The sequence below is a fragment of the Pseudomonas sp. LBUM1655 genome (genome assembly GCF_059716085.1).
Genome location: NZ_CP166801.1, coordinates 1,249,400 through 1,266,713, shown reverse-complemented (window position 1 = coordinate 1,266,713; position 17,314 = coordinate 1,249,400). Strand labels below are relative to the sequence as shown.

The window sequence follows — 17,314 nt, the reverse complement described above, 5'->3', positions numbered from 1 at the left end:
TTTCTGAACTTTTGAAAAACGCCGCCGGTCGGAACCTGTAACCACGCCTGGAACGAGCGTTTCAAAAACGCGCTTTCATACGACGCTTACGGCTCCTCGACCAGGATGGATTTAGTTGTTTTCAGGAGATGCCTAATGGAGTTGAAGACCATGAAAAACCAAACCTCGTTTACCCACCTGCGCGGTCTGAAACTGGCCGCCCTGGCAATCGGCACCAGCTTCGTACTGGCCGGTTGCGCTGGTAATCCACCGACCGAGCAGTACGCCGTGACCCAGTCTGCGGTCAACAGCGCGGTCAGCGCCGGCGGTACCGAGTTCGCTGCCGTTGAGATGAAGCAAGCGCAGGACAAGCTGAAAGAAGCCGAAATCGCCATGCACGACAAGAAGTATGACGATGCTCGTCGCCTGTCCGAGCAAGCCGAATGGGACGCTCGTGTAGCGGAACGCAAGGCTCAAGCCGCCAAGGCCGAACTGGCTGTGAAGGATTCCCAGAAAGGTGTTCAGGAACTGCGTCAGGAAAGTCAGCGCCCAGTGCAATAAGCGCGCATCCCGACCGCAAAGCTGAAACTCTTATCGATTGAAAGGACGACAAATTATGCGTAAGCAACTGATGATCCCCGCTCTTCTGGCCGCAAGCGTTGCCCTGGCTGCCTGCTCCACCCCGCCTAACCCGAACCTGGAACAGGCGCGTACCAACTACGCCGGCCTGCAAGCCAACCCGCAGGCGAGCAAAGTCGCAGCGCTGGAAACCAAAGACGCCAGCGATTATCTGGACAAGGCCGACAAGGCTTACCTGGACAAGCAAGACGCGGCCAAGGTTGACCAACTGGCTTACCTGACCAACCAGCGTGTGGAAGTGGCCAAGCAGACCATCGCCCTGCGTACCGCTGAAAACAACCTGAAGAACGCCGCAGCCCAACGTGCCCAGGCGCGTCTGGATGCTCGCGACCAGCAGATCAAACAGCTGCAAAACAGCCTGAATGCCAAGCAAACCGATCGCGGTACGCTAGTGACTTTCGGTGACGTGCTGTTCGCCACCAACAAGGCTGACCTGAAATCCAGCGGTCTGGTGAACATCAACAAACTGGCGCAATTCCTTCAGGAAAACCCTGATCGCAAAGTGATCGTCGAAGGCTATACCGACAGCACTGGCGCAACGAACTACAACCAGTCGCTGTCCGAGCGTCGTGCGACGTCGGTACAGGTAGCACTGATCAAAATGGGCGTAGATCCTTCGCGCATCGTGGTTCAGGGTTACGGCAAGGAATACCCGGTTGCCGATAACGGCAGCGTCTCGGGCCGTGCGATGAACCGTCGTGTGGAAGTGACCATTTCCAACGACAACCAGCCTGTGATGCCACGTTCGGCTGTCAGCTCGAACTAAGCTGTAGGCAGTAACGCAAAAGCCCCGCCTGAGTGATCAGGCGGGGCTTTTTAAGATCAAAAGATCGCAGCCTTCGGCAGTTCCTGCATTGGAATACGTTCCCTGTAGGAGCTGCGGAAGGCTGCGATCTTTTTGCTTTTAAGGTTCCAGTTTCTGCGGCGTCTCTTCGCCCATGCACCGCACAGCCTTCTTCTGTGCGTTGATCAACACACCGGTCAATCCCTTCTGCTCGGTATCAAACAGCACCAGCACGCCATCAATGCACTGCGCCACCTGCGGCGCAGGGTTCAATGAGATTTTGTAATCCTCCCCCGGCACGGTCTTGAGCATGGTGAATTCGTTGAGCAGCAACGCATCCTCGGGTTTGGCGAAGTGCAGGTAGCCGTAGTACCACAGGGCACCGACGGTGCCGAGGATGCTGCAGATACCAGTGATGATCAGCGGGATGGCGTTGCGTTCTTCAGTCATTGCGGACTCTCATCTTCAGAATTCGGGGGTTGCGGGTAATTCGGGATTTCGCCGAGGCGGCGCAGGCCGTTGAAATGCTCGGGGTCGTCGAGATAGCGCAGCATGACTTGACGCCACACCGGATCGCCGAAGGTCTGCACATGGCCGCCTCGGGTCAGTTGCAGGACGCGCGGCGGTGGCGCAGCTTGATACAGACGGATGCCGTTGGACATTGGCACCAGCGGGTCGTCGATGCTGTGGAAAATCAGTTTCGGCACGCCGTTGAGCTGCGGCATCGAATTGATCGCGCTGTCGCCATCCGGCACCAGCCACGACAGCGGCACCTGGAAGGGCCAGGTCAGCCACGACGTGCTGAGGGCATATTGGCCGACGCTGCGGTAACTGGCGGGCACACCGTCGAGCACCAAGGCTTTGAGTTGTTTCTGCCGCTGCGGATGCTGCGCCAGCCAATGCACGGCCATCGAACCACCGAGGCTCTGACCGAGCACGATCAGCGGCTTGCCTTTGACTTCGGGCGCCTTGTCCAGCCAGGCGAATGCGGCGTCGATGTCCTGATAGATCGCCGGCAGGCTCGGTTCGCCTTCGGACAATCCGTAACCGCGATAGTCCACCAGCAACACTTGATAGCCGTTTTTCGGCAGCCACCAACTCCCGCCCAGGTGCATCGGCAGGTTGCCACCGTTGCCGTGCAGGTGCAGAACCGTGCCTTTGACCTCCACACCCGGTTCGGCCGGGAGCCACCAGGCGTTGAGCTTCAATCCGTCCGCCGTTATCAGCGTGACGGTGCGGTATTCGAGCTTGGCTTTTTCCGGGGTGAAGACCTGGCCCGGCTCGGGGTAGAACAACAGCGAACTGCAACCACCGAGGCTCAGAAGCAGGCAGAAGATGCCGAGGATTCTCATCCGGTGAAACCTCGCAAAAGATTCGGATTGGAACACAGATCAAACCTGTAGGAGATTTTCGCTCGCCTAGAGGATGTTGGAATAATCCGCTTCGATCCGATCCAGGCTCAAATGGTTGAGGAAGTTGGAGAAGCACATCCACGCCGACAACGCGTTCAAGTCGCGGAACTGGTCTGGCAGATATTTGGGCGGCACCACCAATCCTTCATCCACCAACTGGCGCAGCGTTCTCATGTCCTCCAGAGTGGTCTTGCCACAGAACAACAGCGGGATCTGCTCAAGCTTGCCTTTACGCACGGCCAACTGAATGTAGTTGTAAACCATGATGAAGCCCTTGAGGTAGGACAAGTCTTTGGTGAATGGCAGACCAGTCGGCGTCGATCCACGGAAAACCCGACTGGCGTTGCCGTAGCTTTCCGCCATTTCGAAGCCCTGCTCGCGGAAGAACTCGAACACCTGCAGGAAGTCCGCGCCCTCCTCGACCATGTGAATGGCGCGGGTGCGGTTGGTCAATTTGCGCAGACGACTCGGATAGGAGGCAAACGTGATGATTTCCATGAGGATCGCCAGGCCTTCCTGGGTCACCGTCGACGAGGGCGGGCCCTTGGACAGGAAGGTGCAGATCGGCTGGTTCAAACCGTTCAGCGTGGTGCCTACGTGTACCAAACCTTCATGGACTTCCAGCGCACGCACGTCGCGGTCGTTGAACATCGCATCGGTGCGGATCTTGATGTAATCGGCGCCCGCCGCCGCGTCGGCGACAATGCCGTCGGACTCGAAGACGCGGATAGTTTCCTCGGCCTCGCCAAACACCTTGTTCAGCCGCGTTTGCAGCAGGTGCACGGCGTCCTTGGCGGTGAGGATTTTCGGCTCGTCCTTCAGGTCGCCACGGCCATCGATGTTGTTCAGATAGTCAGACATCATCAGGCCGAGGTCAGCCAAGGTCGGGTCACCGGCGTGAAACGCATCGGAAGCGGCGCCGTAAAGCTCTTGGGAAATCAGGCCGAAATCCTCGGTGCCGCGCGCTTCAAGCATGCGCACCACCATGCGGTATTCCTTGCACATGCGCCGCATGATCTGACCGACCGGGTTGAACTGGCCGAGCTGACGAGTGATGTCGCGCTCGATGTTCTGAAACTCCAGTTTGACCTTGCTCGAATCGAATGACAGCGGCCGGTTGAGGTAGTAGTCGCGGTCTACCGCCGGCATTTCCTTGCCCTTGGCCTTGAGGAAGCCCTTGCGCACGTTCTCGTCCCACTTGACCGCATCAAGCACGCGGATCGGCGTCTGCGCCAGCACAATGCGATCGGACAATATGCGTATCGACTGCTGGTAATCGTCCACCCGAAACTCCTGTAGAAAATCTGACGTACTGAATTATTTGGCGCTGTTCTGGCGCTGATAGCGCACCGCTTCGACGAAGACATCGGAATTGGCCGGATCGTCGAGGTAAGCAAAGACCTTGTCGAGGTTGCTGTCGACCTGCACGCCGTCGCCATCGTCGGTCTGGAAGGCCTGACCGTCGAGGGCTTTATGCTGGATCGCTTGATTGATCTGTTCGAGATCGAGGTTGTACACCACCAGTTCGCGTTTGTCGGTGAGTTCGAACCCGGCAATGGTGTAGTGGCCGCCGAACCGCCCCGGCACTTTCGCCGACAGATACCAGCGACTGCCATGGTGCGAGACGGTAAACGGGTAAGCCTCACGCTCGCGGGGTTTGGCCTTGAAGTAGGTGACAGCCTGATAGCGGTCGTTGCCGACGCGAGTCAGCTCAAGGCTCATCGGCTCGCCCCAGGCATTGATGCCCGACCATTTGCCGAGCAGGCCTTTGGGCGCAGGGTCACTGGCAGGCAGCGGCTCCTTGAAAGTCACCAGACAGCCACTGAGCAGCAGGAACGACAGGGCGATCAGCACGCCACGCCAGGCTTTCATTCAATACTCCCTATGAACCAATCCCATGAAGACTGCATCGATCATTCCCACGCAGAGCGTGAGGAACGATCAACGCGGCGGATCACACCGACGCCAATACCAAATGCATATACCGCGTCAGAATGCCGAGCATCTCCTCTTCGGCCAAAGGTTCGGCGTCGTTGAGCAGGCCCTGATATTCCATCCGTCCGATAATCGCCGTCAACACCTTGGCATCCTGCTGCGGTTCACGCGAGCCCAGGACCTGAAACAACTGGCAGGTGCCCTGCAGCAAAATCTGCTGATGGGAGCGCACCAGAATCGCCAGTCGCGGGTTGAGCAGCGCTTCCTGACGGAAGGCCTGCTCTGCCATCAAGTGCTCGCGACGGTTGACCAGTTGCCGATGCACGTAGTCGGCCATCAGTCGGGCTATATCGTCGGCCAGTTGCGAGCGCGATTCCGGGCTGCCGTCGCCACTGACCACCATCTCGCGCAACAGGCCTTCATTGTTGATCCACAGCTTGGCCATGTACGCGGCGCTGCGTTCGACATGTTGGGCGAAGGTATCGGTGAGCAGGTCATCGATGTCCTTGAAGTAATACGTGGTGGCCGACAGCGGCACACCGGCCTCCGCAGCTACTGCACGGTGACGTACAGCGCGCACGCCGTCACGCACGACAATACGCATCGCGGCGTCGAGAATGTCCTGGCGACGCTGTTCGCTTCCCTGTCGGCTGGCCTTGCGGCCCTGGTACTGAACACTTTCAGCGACCGCAGTGGCGATACCCGCTGCACCTTCTTGAGCGATTGCAACCATCACGACAGGACTTCCTCTGCTATTTCAAAATTAACCAATTGATACATTTGTACCAGACGGGCAATAAAAAGCCGCCTGTTTTAGGCGGCTTTTTAACTGAAACGATTACGCTTGCGGTCGCATGTGCGGGAACAGGATCACATCGCGGATCGACGGCGAGTTGGTCAGCAACATCACCAGGCGGTCGATGCCGATCCCTTCACCGGCCGTTGGCGGCATGCCGTACTCCAGCGCGCGAACGAAGTCGGCGTCGTAGTGCATGGCTTCATCGTCGCCGGCGTCCTTGTCGGCCACCTGCGCCATGAAGCGCTCGGCCTGGTCTTCCGCGTCGTTCAACTCGGAGTAGGCGTTGGCGATTTCGCGGCCACCGATGAACAGCTCGAAACGGTCGGTGACGTTCGGGTTGTCATCGTTACGACGGGCCAATGGCGACACTTCAAACGGGTACTGGGTAATGAAGTGCGGCTGTTCCAGCTTGTGCTCGACCAGTTCTTCGAAAATCATCACCTGCAGCTTGCCCAGACCTTCGAAGCCCAGCACCTTGGCGCCAGCCTTCTTGGCGATGGCGCGCGCCTTGTCGATGTCGTTCAGGTCATCGGCCGTCAGCTCAGGGTTGTACTTGAGGATCGAGTCGAATACAGACAGACGCACGAACGGCTCGCCGAAGTGGAACACCTTGTCGCCATAAGGCACGTCGGTGCTGCCCAGAACCAGCTGCGCCAGTTCACGGAACAGTTCTTCGGTCAGGTCCATGTTGTCTTCGTAGTCGGCGTAGGCCTGGTAGAACTCCAACATGGTGAATTCAGGGTTGTGACGAGTCGAAACGCCTTCGTTACGGAAGTTGCGGTTGATCTCGAACACTTTTTCGAAGCCGCCAACCACCAGACGCTTGAGGTACAGCTCTGGCGCGATACGCAGGAACATTTCCATGTCCAGCGCGTTGTGGTGGGTTTCAAACGGCTTGGCCGCGGCGCCGCCAGGAATGGTCTGCAGCATCGGCGTTTCGACTTCGAGGAAGTCGCGCTTCATCAGGAAGCTGCGGATGTGTGCGATCACTTGCGAACGCACGCGGAAGGTCTGGCGCACTTCTTCGTTAACGATCAGGTCAACGTAACGCTGACGGTAGCGCTGTTCGGTGTCGGTCAGGCCGTGGTGCTTGTCCGGCAGTGGACGCAGGGACTTGGTCAGCAGACGCACGTCGGTCATTTCAACGTACAGGTCGCCCTTGCCGGAACGGGCCAGGGTGCCAACGGCGGCAATAATGTCGCCCATGTCCCAGGTTTTCACCGCGCCCAGAGTTTCTTCGGACAGGGTTTTACGGTTGACGTAGACCTGAATGCGACCGGTCATGTCCTGAATCACCATGAACGAGCCACGGTTGAGCATGATGCGACCGGCAACCTTGACCGGGATTGCAGCCTCTGCCAGCTCTTCCTTGGTCTTGTCCGCGTATTTCTTCTGCAGTTCTTCGCAGTAGTTTTCACGGCGGAAGTCGTTCGGGAAGGCGTTGCCCTTGGCGCGCTCGGCAGCAAGCTTTTCCTTGCGCAGGGCGATCAGGGAGTTTTCTTCCTGTTGCAGGGCTTGCGGATCGAGTTGTTGGTCGCTCATGTCTTTAAATTTTCCATCACAGGTTCGTTGCCCCCGCCACTGACGGGGGACTTAAGGTCGGGCTGACGGCTTTACAGCCCCGATTTCAGGCTGGCTTCCAGGTATTCATCGATGTCGCCATCGAGCACCTTGTCGCAGTCGCTGCGTTCGATGTTGGTCCGCAAATCCTTGATGCGCGAGGCATCAAGCACGTAGGAGCGGATCTGGTGACCCCAGCCGATATCGGACTTGGTGTCTTCCAGCGCCTGGGACGCGGCGTTGCGTTTCTGCATTTCCTGCTCGTACAACTTGGCCCGCAGCATTTTCATGGCGGTGTCTTTGTTGGCGTGCTGGGAACGTTCGTTCTGGCAGCTGACCACGGTGTTGGTCGGTACGTGAGTAATACGTACGGCCGAGTCGGTGGTGTTTACGTGCTGACCACCGGCACCGGAGGAACGATAGGTGTCAATCCGCAGGTCTGCCGGGTTGATTTCGATTTCCACCTTGTCGTCGATCTCTGGGGAGACGAAAACGGCGGAGAACGAGGTGTGGCGACGGTTGCCGGAGTCGAACGGGCTCTTGCGCACCAGACGGTGCACGCCGATCTCGGTCCGCAGCCAGCCAAAGGCGTATTCGCCCTTGATGTGCACGGTTGCGCCCTTGATCCCGGCGACTTCACCGGCGGACAGTTCCATGATGGTCGCGTCGAAACCGCGCTTGTCAGCCCAGCGCAGGTACATGCGCAGCAGGATGTTGGCCCAGTCCTGGGCTTCGGTGCCGCCGGAGCCGGCCTGGATGTCCAGGTACGCGTTGTTCGGGTCCATCTCGTGGCTGAACATGCGACGGAATTCAAGCTTGGCGAGGTTTTCCTCGAGACGGGCCAGCTCGGCGACAACATCGCCCACTGCGCCTTCGTCGTTTTCTTCGACGGCCATGTCCAGCAGGTCACGGCAATCGGCCAGACCGCCGTTCAGTTCGTCGAGGGTATCGACGATCTGCGCCAGCGCAGCGCGCTCGCGGCCCAGTTCCTGGGCGTATTCAGGTTTGTTCCAGACACTCGGATCTTCAAGCTCGCGATTGACCTCGGTCAGACGCTCATGCTTTTGATCGTAGTCAAAGATACCCCCGAATAGTTTCGGAGCGCTCGGACAGGTCCTTGATGGTGTTCAGGATCGGGTTGATTTCCATGACGGGCAGCACTCGTTGGCGAACTTTTGAAAGCCGGCGAGTATAACGTAATCAAGCTGTCACGGCAGCCCGTCTGGCGGCTGTTAAGCCGAATCGATTGACATTGGCTCGCTCCCACAGGGATATGCGGTGCCCGGGAGTTATTCGATCCCCACCTGATTACGCCCGTTGTTCTTCGCCAGATACAACCCGCGATCCGCCGCCGAAATCAGCAGCCGGCAATCGCTACCCGACTCGGGCACCATCGTCGCCAAGCCGATGCTGATCGTCAGGCTCGCGCCTTCACTCGGCGTATTGTGCGGAATCTTCAGCGCCGCCACGGTCTGGCGCAGTTTCTCCGCCACCAGCCGCGCACCGCCCGGCGAGGTGTTCGGCAGCACCAGGGCAAATTCCTCACCGCCGTAACGCGCCGGCAAGTCCGACGGCCGCGCGCTGGCGTCGCGGATCGCCGTGGCGACCTTGCGCAGCGCTTCATCGCCTTCGACATGGCCGAAGGTGTCGTTGTACGACTTGAAATAGTCGACGTCGATCATCAGCAACGACAACTGGCTCTGATCACGCAGCGAACGGCGCCATTCCAGTTCGAGGTATTCGTCAAAGTGGCGGCGATTGGACAGCCCGGTCAGGCCGTCGGAGTTCATCAGCCGTTGCAGCACCAGGTTGGTGTCGAGCAACTGCTGCTGACTGACCCGCAACGCGCGATATGCGGCGTCACGCTGCAACAAGGTCATGTAGGAGCGCGAGTGATAGCGGATGCGCGCCACCAGTTCGATGGTGTCCGGCAGTTTCACCAGATAGTCGTTGGCGCCAGCGGAGAACGCCGCGCTTTTGATCAGCGGGTCCTCCTTGGTCGACAGGACGATGATCGGGATGTCCTTGGTCGCCGGGTGATTGCGGTACTCACGCACCAGACTGAGGCCATCGAGGCCGGGCATCACCAGATCCTGAAGGATCACTGTCGGCTTGATCCGCACCGCTTGCGCGATGGCCTGATGCGGGTCGGAGCAGAAATGGAAGTCGATGTTCTCTTCGTTCGACAGCCCACGGCGCACGGCTTCGCCGATCATCGCCTGATCGTCCACCAACAACACCATGGCGGCGTTTTCGTCGGTTTTAATGTCGTCGATCTGTAAGTCATTCATGGGCGGTCACCTGAGTACTGCGGGGGCCAGGATTGCGGATAAATCGGTTCATTTGGGGAAAATCTCCAGCAATCGTGGCGCTATCTTTTCCAGTGGACGGATTTCTACGGCGGCATCGATCGCCGCTGCTGCCTTGGGCATGCCGTACACCGCACTGCTTTGCTGGTCCTGCGCGATGGTCAAGTAACCCTGTTGGCGCATGAGCTTAAGCCCTTGCGCTCCGTCGCGCCCCATCCCGGTCAATAAAACCCCGACCGCATCGCCGTTCCAGTAGCTGGCGACACTCTCGAAAAACACGTCGATCGACGGTCGGTAGATCTCGTTGACCGGTTCGGCGGTGTAGGCCAGCGTGCCGTTTTTCAATAATCGAATATGGTGATTGGTGCCGGCCAGAAGCACCGCGCCGGCCTGCGGCGGCTCGCCTTCGCGGGCCAGACGCACGTCCAGGCCGCTGGCGCTGGCCAGCCATTCGGCCATGCCGGCGGCAAACACTTGGTCAACGTGTTGCACCAGCACGATGGCCGCAGAAAAACTGCGTGGCAAACCTTTGAGCAGCACTTCCAGCGCCGCCGGCCCGCCCGCGGACGAACCGATCGCCACCAGCCGCTGGCACGATGCCGAACTGCGCTGGGGGGCCGGGGCCGGACGCGATCGCGTGGGCTTCTCGCCGATCAGCCAGCCGATGTTGAGGATCTTGCGCAGCAGTGGCGCTGCCGCTTCCTGAGCATTGCCGGCGCCGAGTGCGGGTGTGTCGACCACATCCAGCGCGCCGTGGCCCATGGCTTCGAAGACCCGGTGCACGTTCTGCTGACGATCGACCGTGACGATCACGATCGCGCATGGACTTTCCGCCATGATCCGACGCGTAGCCTCGACGCCGTCCATCACCGGCATGATCAGGTCCATCAGAATCAGGTCCGGAGTATTTTCGGCGCACAGACGCACCGCCTCGGCGCCGTTGTAAGCGACCCAGACCACCTGATGCGCCGGCTCGAAGGCCAGCGCGCGGCGCAGGGCCTCCACCGCCATGGGCATGTCGTTGACGATCGCAATCTTCATGCCCGCGCTCCTCCGATCAGCTCGACCACTGCATCAAGCAGGGCGTCGTCATGAAAACTGGCTTTGGCTAAATAATAGTCGGCGCCGGCGTCAAGTCCACGGCGCCGGTCTTCTTCGCGATCCTTGTACGACACGACCATCACCGGCAGCGATTGCAGACGGTTGTCACGACGCAGCAACGTGACCAGCTCGATGCCATCCATGCGCGGCATGTCGATGTCGGTGATCAGCAAATCGAAATCCTCCGAACGCAGCGCGTTCCAGCCGTCCATGCCATCTACCGCGACGGCCACGTCGTAGCCGCGATTGAGCAGGAGTTTGCGTTGCAGTTCGCGTACGGTCAGCGAGTCATCGACCACCAGAACCCGTTTGCGCGCCACTTCTGCCGCTTGATTGCCATGGCGGGCGATGCGTTCCAGGCGCCCGGTATTGAGCAGTTTGTCCACCGACCGCAGCATGTCCTCGACGTCGACGATCAGCACCACCGAGCCGTCATCGAGCAGGGCGCCGGCGGAGATGTCCTGCACTTTGCCCAGACGCTCGTCCAGCGGCAAAACCACCAGCGTGCGTTCGCCAATGAAGCGTTCGACCGCCACACCGTAAATCGCATCACGCTCGCGAATCACCACGACTTTCAGGGTTTCCCCGCTGCTCTGGCTGGCCGGACGGTTGAGTAATTGACTGGCCGCGACCAGCCCGACGTGTCGGCCTTCGTGCCAGAAATGCTGGCGACCTTCGACCTGCACGATGTCTTCGGGAGCCAGATCGCACATGCGCTCGATATGCGCCAGCGGAAAGGCGTAAGCCTCTTCGCCGACTTCTACTACCAGACTGCGCACCACCGACAGCGTCAGCGGCACTTCCAGATGAAACCGACTGCCCTCGCCCGCCGTCTGCTCCAGCACCACCGCACCGCGCAATTGGCGCACCATGTGCTGCACTGCATCGAGGCCGACGCCACGGCCGGACACTTCGGTGACCTTGTCGCGCAGGCTGAACCCGGGCAGGAAAAGAAAAGTCAGCAGTTCCTCTTCGCTCAACTGCGCCGCTGTTTCGGCGGGGGATAACTGACGCTCGACGATGCTGCGGCGAACCTTTTCCAGATCGACGCCATTGCCGTCATCGCTCAGTTCCAGCACCAGCAACCCCGCCTGGTGCGAAGCGCGCAGGCGGATCAAGCCTTCCTCGGGCTTGCCATTGAGCACACGCTGCTCCGGGGTTTCGATACCGTGATCAACCGCATTGCGCAGCAAATGGGTGAGCGGCGCTTCGAGTTTTTCCAGCACGTCGCGATCGACTTGGGTCTTCTCGCCTTCAATCTCCAGCCGAACCTGCTTACCGAGGCTGCGGCCCAGATCACGGACCATGCGCACCTGTCCGCTGAGCACATCAGCAAAGGGCCGCATGCGACAGGCCAGCGCAGTGTCGTAGAGCACTTGCGCGCGCTGGCTGGCCTGCCAGGCGAATTCGTCGAGTTCGGCGTTCTTTTCCATCAGCAGTTGCTGGGATTCGGCGAGCAAGCGCCGCGCATCCTCCAGCGCTTCCTGCGCCTCAAGGCTCAACGCATGTTCCTTGAGGTGGACGTTGAGGTTTTCCAGGGCGCGCAGACCGTTGTTCTGCATGCGTTTGAGGCGTTGCATGGTCGCCAGATGCGGCTTGAGGCGCTGGGTTTCCACCAGCGATTTGCTCGACAGATCGAGCAGGCTGTTCAGGCGTTCGGCAGTGACGCGCAGCACGCGCTCGCCGCCTTCGGTGGTGCGTTTGTTGTTGCGTGGCGCCGGCTCGGGTGACTCGACCGCAACTTCCAAAGAAGACGCGGACACTGACGGCGCTTCGAGTTGCAACTCGGCCATGACTGGCGCGGCGACCGGCGCTGGCGATGCCGACGGATCGAGCAGTTGCCCCATCAACGCGACATAAGCCTCAATGTCTGCCGGTTGCGGCGCGTTCGCGGGCGTGGCAATACGCATCAGCAGATCGGTGCCCTGCAACAACGCGTCGATGTGTTCCGGGCGCAGCAACAACCGCCCTTCCTGCGCACTGACCAGACAGTCTTCCATGACGTGGGCGACGCTGACGCCGCTGTCGATGCCGACGATCCGCGCCGCGCCTTTGAGCGAGTGCGCCGCGCGCATGCACGATTCGAGGTGATCGGCCTGGGTCGGGTTGCGCTCAAGCGCCAACAGCCCTGTGCTGAGCACCTGGGTCTGGGCTTCGGCCTCGAGGCTGAACAGCTCCAGCAACGAAGCGTCGCGCATTTGCTCGGGGGTCATGTGAGGCTCCGGGTCACGGCGGACAGCAACTGCTCTTCATCCAGCCAACGCAGGCTGCGACCCCGATATTGCAGGACGCCACGGGTGTATTTGGCGCTGGCTTGTGCACCGGATTGCGAGGCGGCATCGAGAATTCGCTCGTCAATCGCATGGATGCCGTCGACTTCATCGACCGGCACCACCACCGGCCCGCCATTGGCGGCGATGATCAGCATGCGTGGCATGATCCGCCCGCCGTTGGCCGGGGCCGCGTTGCCATCCAGATCAAGCAGTTCAACCAGCGACAGGCACGCCACCAGCGCGCCGCGCACATTCGCCACACCAAGCAAGGCCCGCGAGCGCTGGTGCGGCAACGAATGAATCGCCTGCATCGGCGCGACTTCAACCAGACTGCGTGTCGCCAGTCCCAGCCATTCTTCGCCGAGGCGGAACATCAGCAGCGAACGGGTTTTCAGCTCGGTTTCGACTGCGATCGCCACCGGGTCGCGCTCATCCTGTTGCAAGGCATAACGATCAAGCAGGCGTGTGGCGGCGGCGGAATACACCGAGCAGTTGCGGCAATGGATGTGTTCTTCCAGCAATGGACACGACTTGTCGCCGTGGATGCCGATGCGGTTCCAGCAATCATCGATGGCCCGGGCGTCTTCGTGGGTGACGTTCAAGGTGTCGGACGGGATCATCGTTTACGCTCACTGTCGGCGGCGCGCCCGCTACGCGCGGCACGCTCCTGCAATCGTCGGGCACCGGCGCTGTCACCTTGGGCTTGCAGCAAGGCGGCCAGGTGCATCAACGCTTCGGGATGTTGCGGTTCGAGGTACAACGCCTTGCGGTAAAAACCCTGGGCTTCCAGCGTCAGGCCGGCGACATCGCTGAGCAGGCCAAGCCAGTAAAACACCTGCGCCACCGGCTCGTGGCTGCGCAAATACTGTTCGCACGCGGCGCGGGCCTCGGCACTTTTGCCTTCGTTGGCCAGCGCAGCAATGTTGGCCAACAACGTTGCCGCGTCGGGATTTTCGCTTTTGCTGGTGGTCGGCAATGGTGTCACCGGGGCAAACGGCCGATTGCGCACCGGCGGTGGCGGCGCACTGCGCAGCGGTTGGCTGACGGGCAACGGAACGGGTTTGGGGATTGGCAGCGGCTCAGGCACAGGCTCGCTGTGGCGACTGAACGCAAACGACTGCGGGATGCCGATCGAACGCATGCCCAGCCGCCCGAGCAGACTGCCCTCGGCCGGGCCGATAAACAGCACGCCGTCAACATGGGTCAGGCGCTTGAGCACTTCGAAGACTTGCTTCTGAGTCGGCTGATCGAAATAGATAAGCAGGTTGCGGCAAAACACAAAATCAAAGGCTGGCTCGTTGGCCAACAACGCGGGATCAAGCACGTTGCCAACCTGCAAACGCACTTGCTCGCGAACGTTTTCGTTGACCCTATGGCCGTCCTGTTCAGGCGTGAAATGCCGCTCGCGGAAGTCCAGATCCTGGCCGCGAAACGAGTTTTTTCCGTACAGCGCGCGTCGCGCCTTTTCCACCGAGATCGGGCTGACGTCCATGCCGTCGACCTTGAACTGATGCGGTTTGAGACCTGCATCAAGCAACGCCATGGCAATTGAATACGGCTCTTCGCCGGTGGAACACGGCAGGCTGAGGATGCGCAAGGCGCGCATGTTGTTCAGCTCGCCGAGGCGCTTGCGCGCCAGTTTGCCCAGCGTGGCGAAAGATTCCGGGTAACGGAAAAACCAGGTCTCGGGGACGATCACCGCTTCGATCAGTGCCTGTTGCTCATCTAGCGAGCCTTGCAGCAGTTGCCAGTATTCGGCGGCATTGGCGGACTGCGAAAGTGTGGTGCGCTGACGCACCGCCCGTTCGATGATCGCAGGCCCCACCGACGTGACATCGAGGCCGATACGCTCCTTGAGGAAGTCGAAAAAGCGCTGATCGCCGCTCATGACTGCGCCTCAAGCTGCGCCGAATCCCGTGGCGGATTCGGGAACAGCAACCCGCGCACGGAATCATCGAGCAAGTCACTGACAAGCACCCATTGCACCAGCCCTTGCGCATCTTCACGCACCGGGCCGAGGTACGGTGCTTCAAGGTTGTCGAGGCCATAGGGCTGAAAATCTTCTGGATCGCAGCGCAAAGTGTCGGTGGCCTGCTCAAGAATCAGCCCGAGCCATTGCGCCGGTTGTGCTTCGTCCGGGCGATAGTGAACCAGCACCAGACGCGTGCTGGTGCGTGCCTCGGCAGGTTGGCCAAACGTCAGCGCGCTGAGATCAATCACCGGCACCACCGCGCCACGATAGGCAAACACTCCGGCAACCCAATGCGGCGCACGGGCAATCGGTTTCAACGGCAGACGCGGCAGCACCTCGGCCACTTCGGTGGCGCGCAACGCGTAGCGCTCGCTGCCGATGCGAAACAGCAGGAACAACGCCCTCTTCGCCACCTGCGCGACGCTGCGTTTGGCGATGATTTCGCTCATCAGACTTTAAATCGCGAAACGCCGCTGCGCAGCCCGACGGCCACCTGGCTCAGTTCGTCAATGGCGAAACTGGCCTGACGCAACGACTCGACAGTCTGGCTGCTGGCGTCGCCCAACTGCACCAGCGCGTGGTTGATCTGCTCGGCGCCGGTGGCCTGTGCCTGCATGCCTTCGTTGACCATCAACACCCGCGGCGCCAGCGCCTGCACTTGATGGATAATCTGCGACAGCTGCTCGCCGACCTGCTGCACTTCGGACATGCCGCGACGCACTTCTTCGGAGAACTTATCCATGCCCATCACGCCCGCCGACACGGCCGACTGGATCTCGCGAACCATTTGTTCGATGTCATAGGTCGCGACGGCGGTCTGATCCGCCAGGCGCCGCACTTCGGTGGCGACCACGGCAAATCCACGGCCATATTCACCGGCCTTCTCGGCCTCGATCGCCGCGTTGAGCGACAGCAGGTTGGTCTGGTCGGCCACTTTAACAATGGTCACCACGACCTGATTGATGTTGCCGGCCTTCTCGTTGAGGATCGCCAGTTTGGCGTTGACCAGATCGGCGGCGCCCATCACCGAGTGCATGGTGTCTTCCATGCGCGCCAGGCCTTGCTGGCCGGAGCCGGCGAGCACCGAAGCCTGATCGGCGGCGGTGGAGACTTCGGTCATGGTGCGCACCAGATCCCGCGAAGTGGCGGCAATCTCTCGGGAGGTCGCGCCAATCTCGGTGGTGGTGGCGGCGGTTTCAGTCGCGGTGGCTTGCTGTTGCTTGGAAGTCGCGGCGATCTCGGTCACCGAGGTTGTCACTTGCACCGACGAGCGCTGTGCCTGGGACACCAGCGCGGTCAGCTCGGTCATCATGTCGTTGAAGCCGGTTTCCACGGCGCCGAACTCGTCCTTGCGGTCGAGGTTCAAACGGCTGCTCAAGTCGCCGGTGCGCATGATTTCGAGGATTTCCACGATGCGGTTCATCGGCGCCATGATCGCGCGCATCAACAGCAGACCACAGGCACCGGCCGCCAGCACGGCCACCAGCAACGAGATAAACATGCTGACCTTCGCCGCAGCCACCGCATCATCGATGTTGGCCATGGCCTGATCGGCGACTTTCTTGTTCTCACCGATGATGTCGTTGAGTTTCATCCGACCGCTGTACCAGGCCGGAGTCAGTTTCTCGTTGAACAACTTGACCGCATCGGCCTCCAGATTGCGCCCGTGCAGGCTCAGCACCTGATCCTGAATCTGCATGTAGACATCGTGGTACTTCTCGAAGGCCGCGAACTCGCTACGGTCCTCGTCGGTGGCCATGGTCTTGCGGTAGTTGGCCATCTGCTCCTGCAGGCGGTTTTCGAATGATTTGTAGTCCGCCGCATCTTCGCTGCTGATGCCCTGCCCTTCCTTCAGCCCGAGCAGTTCCTGGGTCTGCAAGTAACTGTCGACCCATGCACCACGGATCATCGAGCTGTAATAAACGCCGGGAATCGCGTCGTCACGCACGCTGTTTTCGCTGGCTTCGATCTTCAACAGCCGTGAATACGAGACGACCACCATCAGCAACATGATGGCGATAATCACCGCAAAGCTCGCCAAAATGCGTTGGCGCAACGTCCAGTTCTTCACAGTGATTCCTCGTGCCTGATTCGAAATGCGGGGAGTATAGCCGAGGGCGCTGTTTCATTTATAAGACGCTTTTTAACCCTTTGGCCTGTCTGAGCTCGGTAACGCAGGCTCTGGCTGGGGACTTTCCCGCAGCCGGGGTGCGGCTGACCAGTGACGGATTGGCAGAAAGGGGCGCTGGATCGGTCATTTGCCAAACCGGTGGCTTTTGCCCAGTCAAGGCAATGAGCCATGATGCGCAAGAAGTTGCGCACATGCTCATAATATTTCGCCCTTAAAATCGCTACAGCTCACGCCATTCATGGCCTGCAGCCAAGTGCGCAAGAAGTTGCGCAGTACTGCGCAACTTCTTGCGCACTTTTGCCCCCAAACCACGGCCAAACATCCTACGTTTAGCCTCCAACATCCGCTTAACCCCCACATGCCGGGGGCTTCGCAAAACCTGGCACGCTCCTTGATAACAGTCAGGCACCCACCGGGCGA

16 protein-coding genes are annotated in these 17,314 nt (G+C 60.2%); 2 read left to right on the top strand and 14 right to left on the bottom strand.

Annotated elements, in window-relative coordinates:
* The first annotated feature begins 135 nt into the window (after positions 1-135).
* Complete coding sequence (locus ACA074_RS05520; protein WP_187680877.1) at positions 136-540, top strand: DUF4398 domain-containing protein; 405 nt, start codon at positions 136-138, stop codon at positions 538-540.
* Between the two features lie 55 nt (positions 541-595).
* Positions 596-1,384 carry a lipotoxin F family OmpA-related lipoprotein LptF gene (gene lptF, locus ACA074_RS05515; protein WP_497678576.1) on the top strand — a complete coding sequence of 263 codons (789 nt, stop codon included), beginning with the start codon at positions 596-598 and terminating at the stop codon, positions 1,382-1,384.
* A 138-nt stretch (positions 1,385-1,522) separates the two neighbouring features.
* Here the strand turns inward: lptF and ACA074_RS05510 are convergent, their stop codons facing one another.
* The 14 genes from ACA074_RS05510 to ACA074_RS05445 form a co-directional block, all read right to left on the bottom strand.
* Positions 1,523-1,852 carry a PA3694 family proteiin gene (locus ACA074_RS05510; protein ID WP_187680879.1) on the bottom strand — a complete coding sequence of 110 codons (330 nt, stop codon included), beginning with the start codon at positions 1,850-1,852 and terminating at the stop codon, positions 1,523-1,525.
* Entirely contained in the window at positions 1,849-2,754 is a 906-nt protein-coding gene (locus tag ACA074_RS05505; protein WP_497678575.1) for an alpha/beta hydrolase, read from the bottom strand. Before ACA074_RS05505 ends, ACA074_RS05510 begins: the two co-directional genes overlap by 4 nt.
* A gap of 66 nt (positions 2,755-2,820) precedes the next feature.
* Positions 2,821-4,098, bottom strand: a complete 1,278-nt coding sequence (locus ACA074_RS05500) for a flavohemoglobin expression-modulating QEGLA motif protein (protein WP_187680881.1) — start codon at positions 4,096-4,098, stop codon at positions 2,821-2,823.
* Positions 4,099-4,131: 33 nt separating this feature from the next.
* Positions 4,132-4,686 (bottom strand): hypothetical protein, encoded by a 555-nt coding sequence (locus tag ACA074_RS05495; protein WP_489880850.1) that lies wholly within the window; start codon positions 4,684-4,686, stop codon positions 4,132-4,134.
* An 82-nt stretch (positions 4,687-4,768) separates the two neighbouring features.
* Positions 4,769-5,482 (bottom strand): TetR/AcrR family transcriptional regulator, encoded by a 714-nt coding sequence (locus ACA074_RS05490; RefSeq protein ID WP_187680886.1) that lies wholly within the window; start codon positions 5,480-5,482, stop codon positions 4,769-4,771.
* 105 nt (positions 5,483-5,587) lie between these two features.
* Complete coding sequence (gene lysS / locus ACA074_RS05485; protein WP_489880849.1) at positions 5,588-7,090, bottom strand: lysine--tRNA ligase; 1,503 nt, start codon at positions 7,088-7,090, stop codon at positions 5,588-5,590.
* Positions 7,091-7,161: 71 nt separating this feature from the next.
* Positions 7,162-8,257 (bottom strand): peptide chain release factor 2 gene (gene prfB / locus ACA074_RS05480; RefSeq protein WP_099758102.1). Its coding sequence is split into 2 segments (ribosomal slippage): positions 7,162-8,184 and positions 8,186-8,257, totalling 1,095 coding nucleotides; the frame shifts between segments, so codons are not numbered across the junction.
* Positions 8,258-8,397: 140 nt separating this feature from the next.
* The gene (locus ACA074_RS05475; protein ID WP_497658749.1) at positions 8,398-9,399 is read right to left on the bottom strand and encodes a diguanylate cyclase domain-containing protein; all 1,002 of its coding nucleotides are present in this window, start codon (positions 9,397-9,399) and stop codon (positions 8,398-8,400) included.
* A 48-nt stretch (positions 9,400-9,447) separates the two neighbouring features.
* The gene (locus tag ACA074_RS05470; protein ID WP_401272107.1) at positions 9,448-10,458 is read right to left on the bottom strand and encodes a chemotaxis response regulator protein-glutamate methylesterase; all 1,011 of its coding nucleotides are present in this window, start codon (positions 10,456-10,458) and stop codon (positions 9,448-9,450) included.
* Complete coding sequence (locus tag ACA074_RS05465) at positions 10,455-12,731, bottom strand: hybrid sensor histidine kinase/response regulator (RefSeq protein ID WP_497678574.1); 2,277 nt, start codon at positions 12,729-12,731, stop codon at positions 10,455-10,457. Before ACA074_RS05465 ends, ACA074_RS05470 begins: the two co-directional genes overlap by 4 nt.
* On the bottom strand, positions 12,728-13,411 hold the full coding sequence (locus ACA074_RS05460) for a chemotaxis protein CheW (RefSeq protein ID WP_305441605.1): 684 nt from the start codon (positions 13,409-13,411) through the stop codon (positions 12,728-12,730). Before ACA074_RS05460 ends, ACA074_RS05465 begins: the two co-directional genes overlap by 4 nt.
* Positions 13,408-14,679 carry a CheR family methyltransferase gene (locus tag ACA074_RS05455; RefSeq protein ID WP_497678573.1) on the bottom strand — a complete coding sequence of 424 codons (1,272 nt, stop codon included), beginning with the start codon at positions 14,677-14,679 and terminating at the stop codon, positions 13,408-13,410. The genes ACA074_RS05460 and ACA074_RS05455 overlap by 4 nt, the downstream gene beginning before the upstream one ends.
* Entirely contained in the window at positions 14,676-15,212 is a 537-nt protein-coding gene (locus tag ACA074_RS05450; protein WP_497678572.1) for a chemotaxis protein CheW, read from the bottom strand. The genes ACA074_RS05455 and ACA074_RS05450 overlap by 4 nt, the downstream gene beginning before the upstream one ends.
* On the bottom strand, positions 15,212-16,834 hold the full coding sequence (locus tag ACA074_RS05445) for a methyl-accepting chemotaxis protein (RefSeq protein WP_497678571.1): 1,623 nt from the start codon (positions 16,832-16,834) through the stop codon (positions 15,212-15,214). Before ACA074_RS05445 ends, ACA074_RS05450 begins: the two co-directional genes overlap by 1 nt.
* Between the last annotated feature and the right edge of the window lie 480 nt (positions 16,835-17,314).

What these genes read in the sequence shown, in the direction of transcription:
- ACA074_RS05520 (WP_187680877.1), top strand. Translation starts at nt 136, where the DNA reads ATGGAGTTGAAGACCATGAAAAACCAAACCTCGTTTACCCACCTGCGC.
- lptF (WP_497678576.1), top strand. Translation starts at nt 596, where the DNA reads ATGCGTAAGCAACTGATGATCCCCGCTCTTCTGGCCGCAAGCGTTGCC.
- ACA074_RS05510 (WP_187680879.1), bottom strand. Translation starts at nt 1,852, where the DNA reads ATGACTGAAGAACGCAACGCCATCCCGCTGATCATCACTGGTATCTGC.
- ACA074_RS05505 (WP_497678575.1), bottom strand. Translation starts at nt 2,754, where the DNA reads ATGAGAATCCTCGGCATCTTCTGCCTGCTTCTGAGCCTCGGTGGTTGC.
- ACA074_RS05495 (WP_489880850.1), bottom strand. Translation starts at nt 4,686, where the DNA reads ATGAAAGCCTGGCGTGGCGTGCTGATCGCCCTGTCGTTCCTGCTGCTC.
- ACA074_RS05490 (WP_187680886.1), bottom strand. Translation starts at nt 5,482, where the DNA reads ATGGTTGCAATCGCTCAAGAAGGTGCAGCGGGTATCGCCACTGCGGTC.
- lysS (WP_489880849.1), bottom strand. Translation starts at nt 7,090, where the DNA reads ATGAGCGACCAACAACTCGATCCGCAAGCCCTGCAACAGGAAGAAAAC.
- ACA074_RS05475 (WP_497658749.1), bottom strand. Translation starts at nt 9,399, where the DNA reads ATGAATGACTTACAGATCGACGACATTAAAACCGACGAAAACGCCGCC.
- ACA074_RS05470 (WP_401272107.1), bottom strand. Translation starts at nt 10,458, where the DNA reads ATGAAGATTGCGATCGTCAACGACATGCCCATGGCGGTGGAGGCCCTG.
- ACA074_RS05465 (WP_497678574.1), bottom strand. Translation starts at nt 12,731, where the DNA reads ATGACCCCCGAGCAAATGCGCGACGCTTCGTTGCTGGAGCTGTTCAGC.
- ACA074_RS05460 (WP_305441605.1), bottom strand. Translation starts at nt 13,411, where the DNA reads ATGATCCCGTCCGACACCTTGAACGTCACCCACGAAGACGCCCGGGCC.
- ACA074_RS05455 (WP_497678573.1), bottom strand. Translation starts at nt 14,679, where the DNA reads ATGAGCGGCGATCAGCGCTTTTTCGACTTCCTCAAGGAGCGTATCGGC.
- ACA074_RS05450 (WP_497678572.1), bottom strand. Translation starts at nt 15,212, where the DNA reads ATGAGCGAAATCATCGCCAAACGCAGCGTCGCGCAGGTGGCGAAGAGG.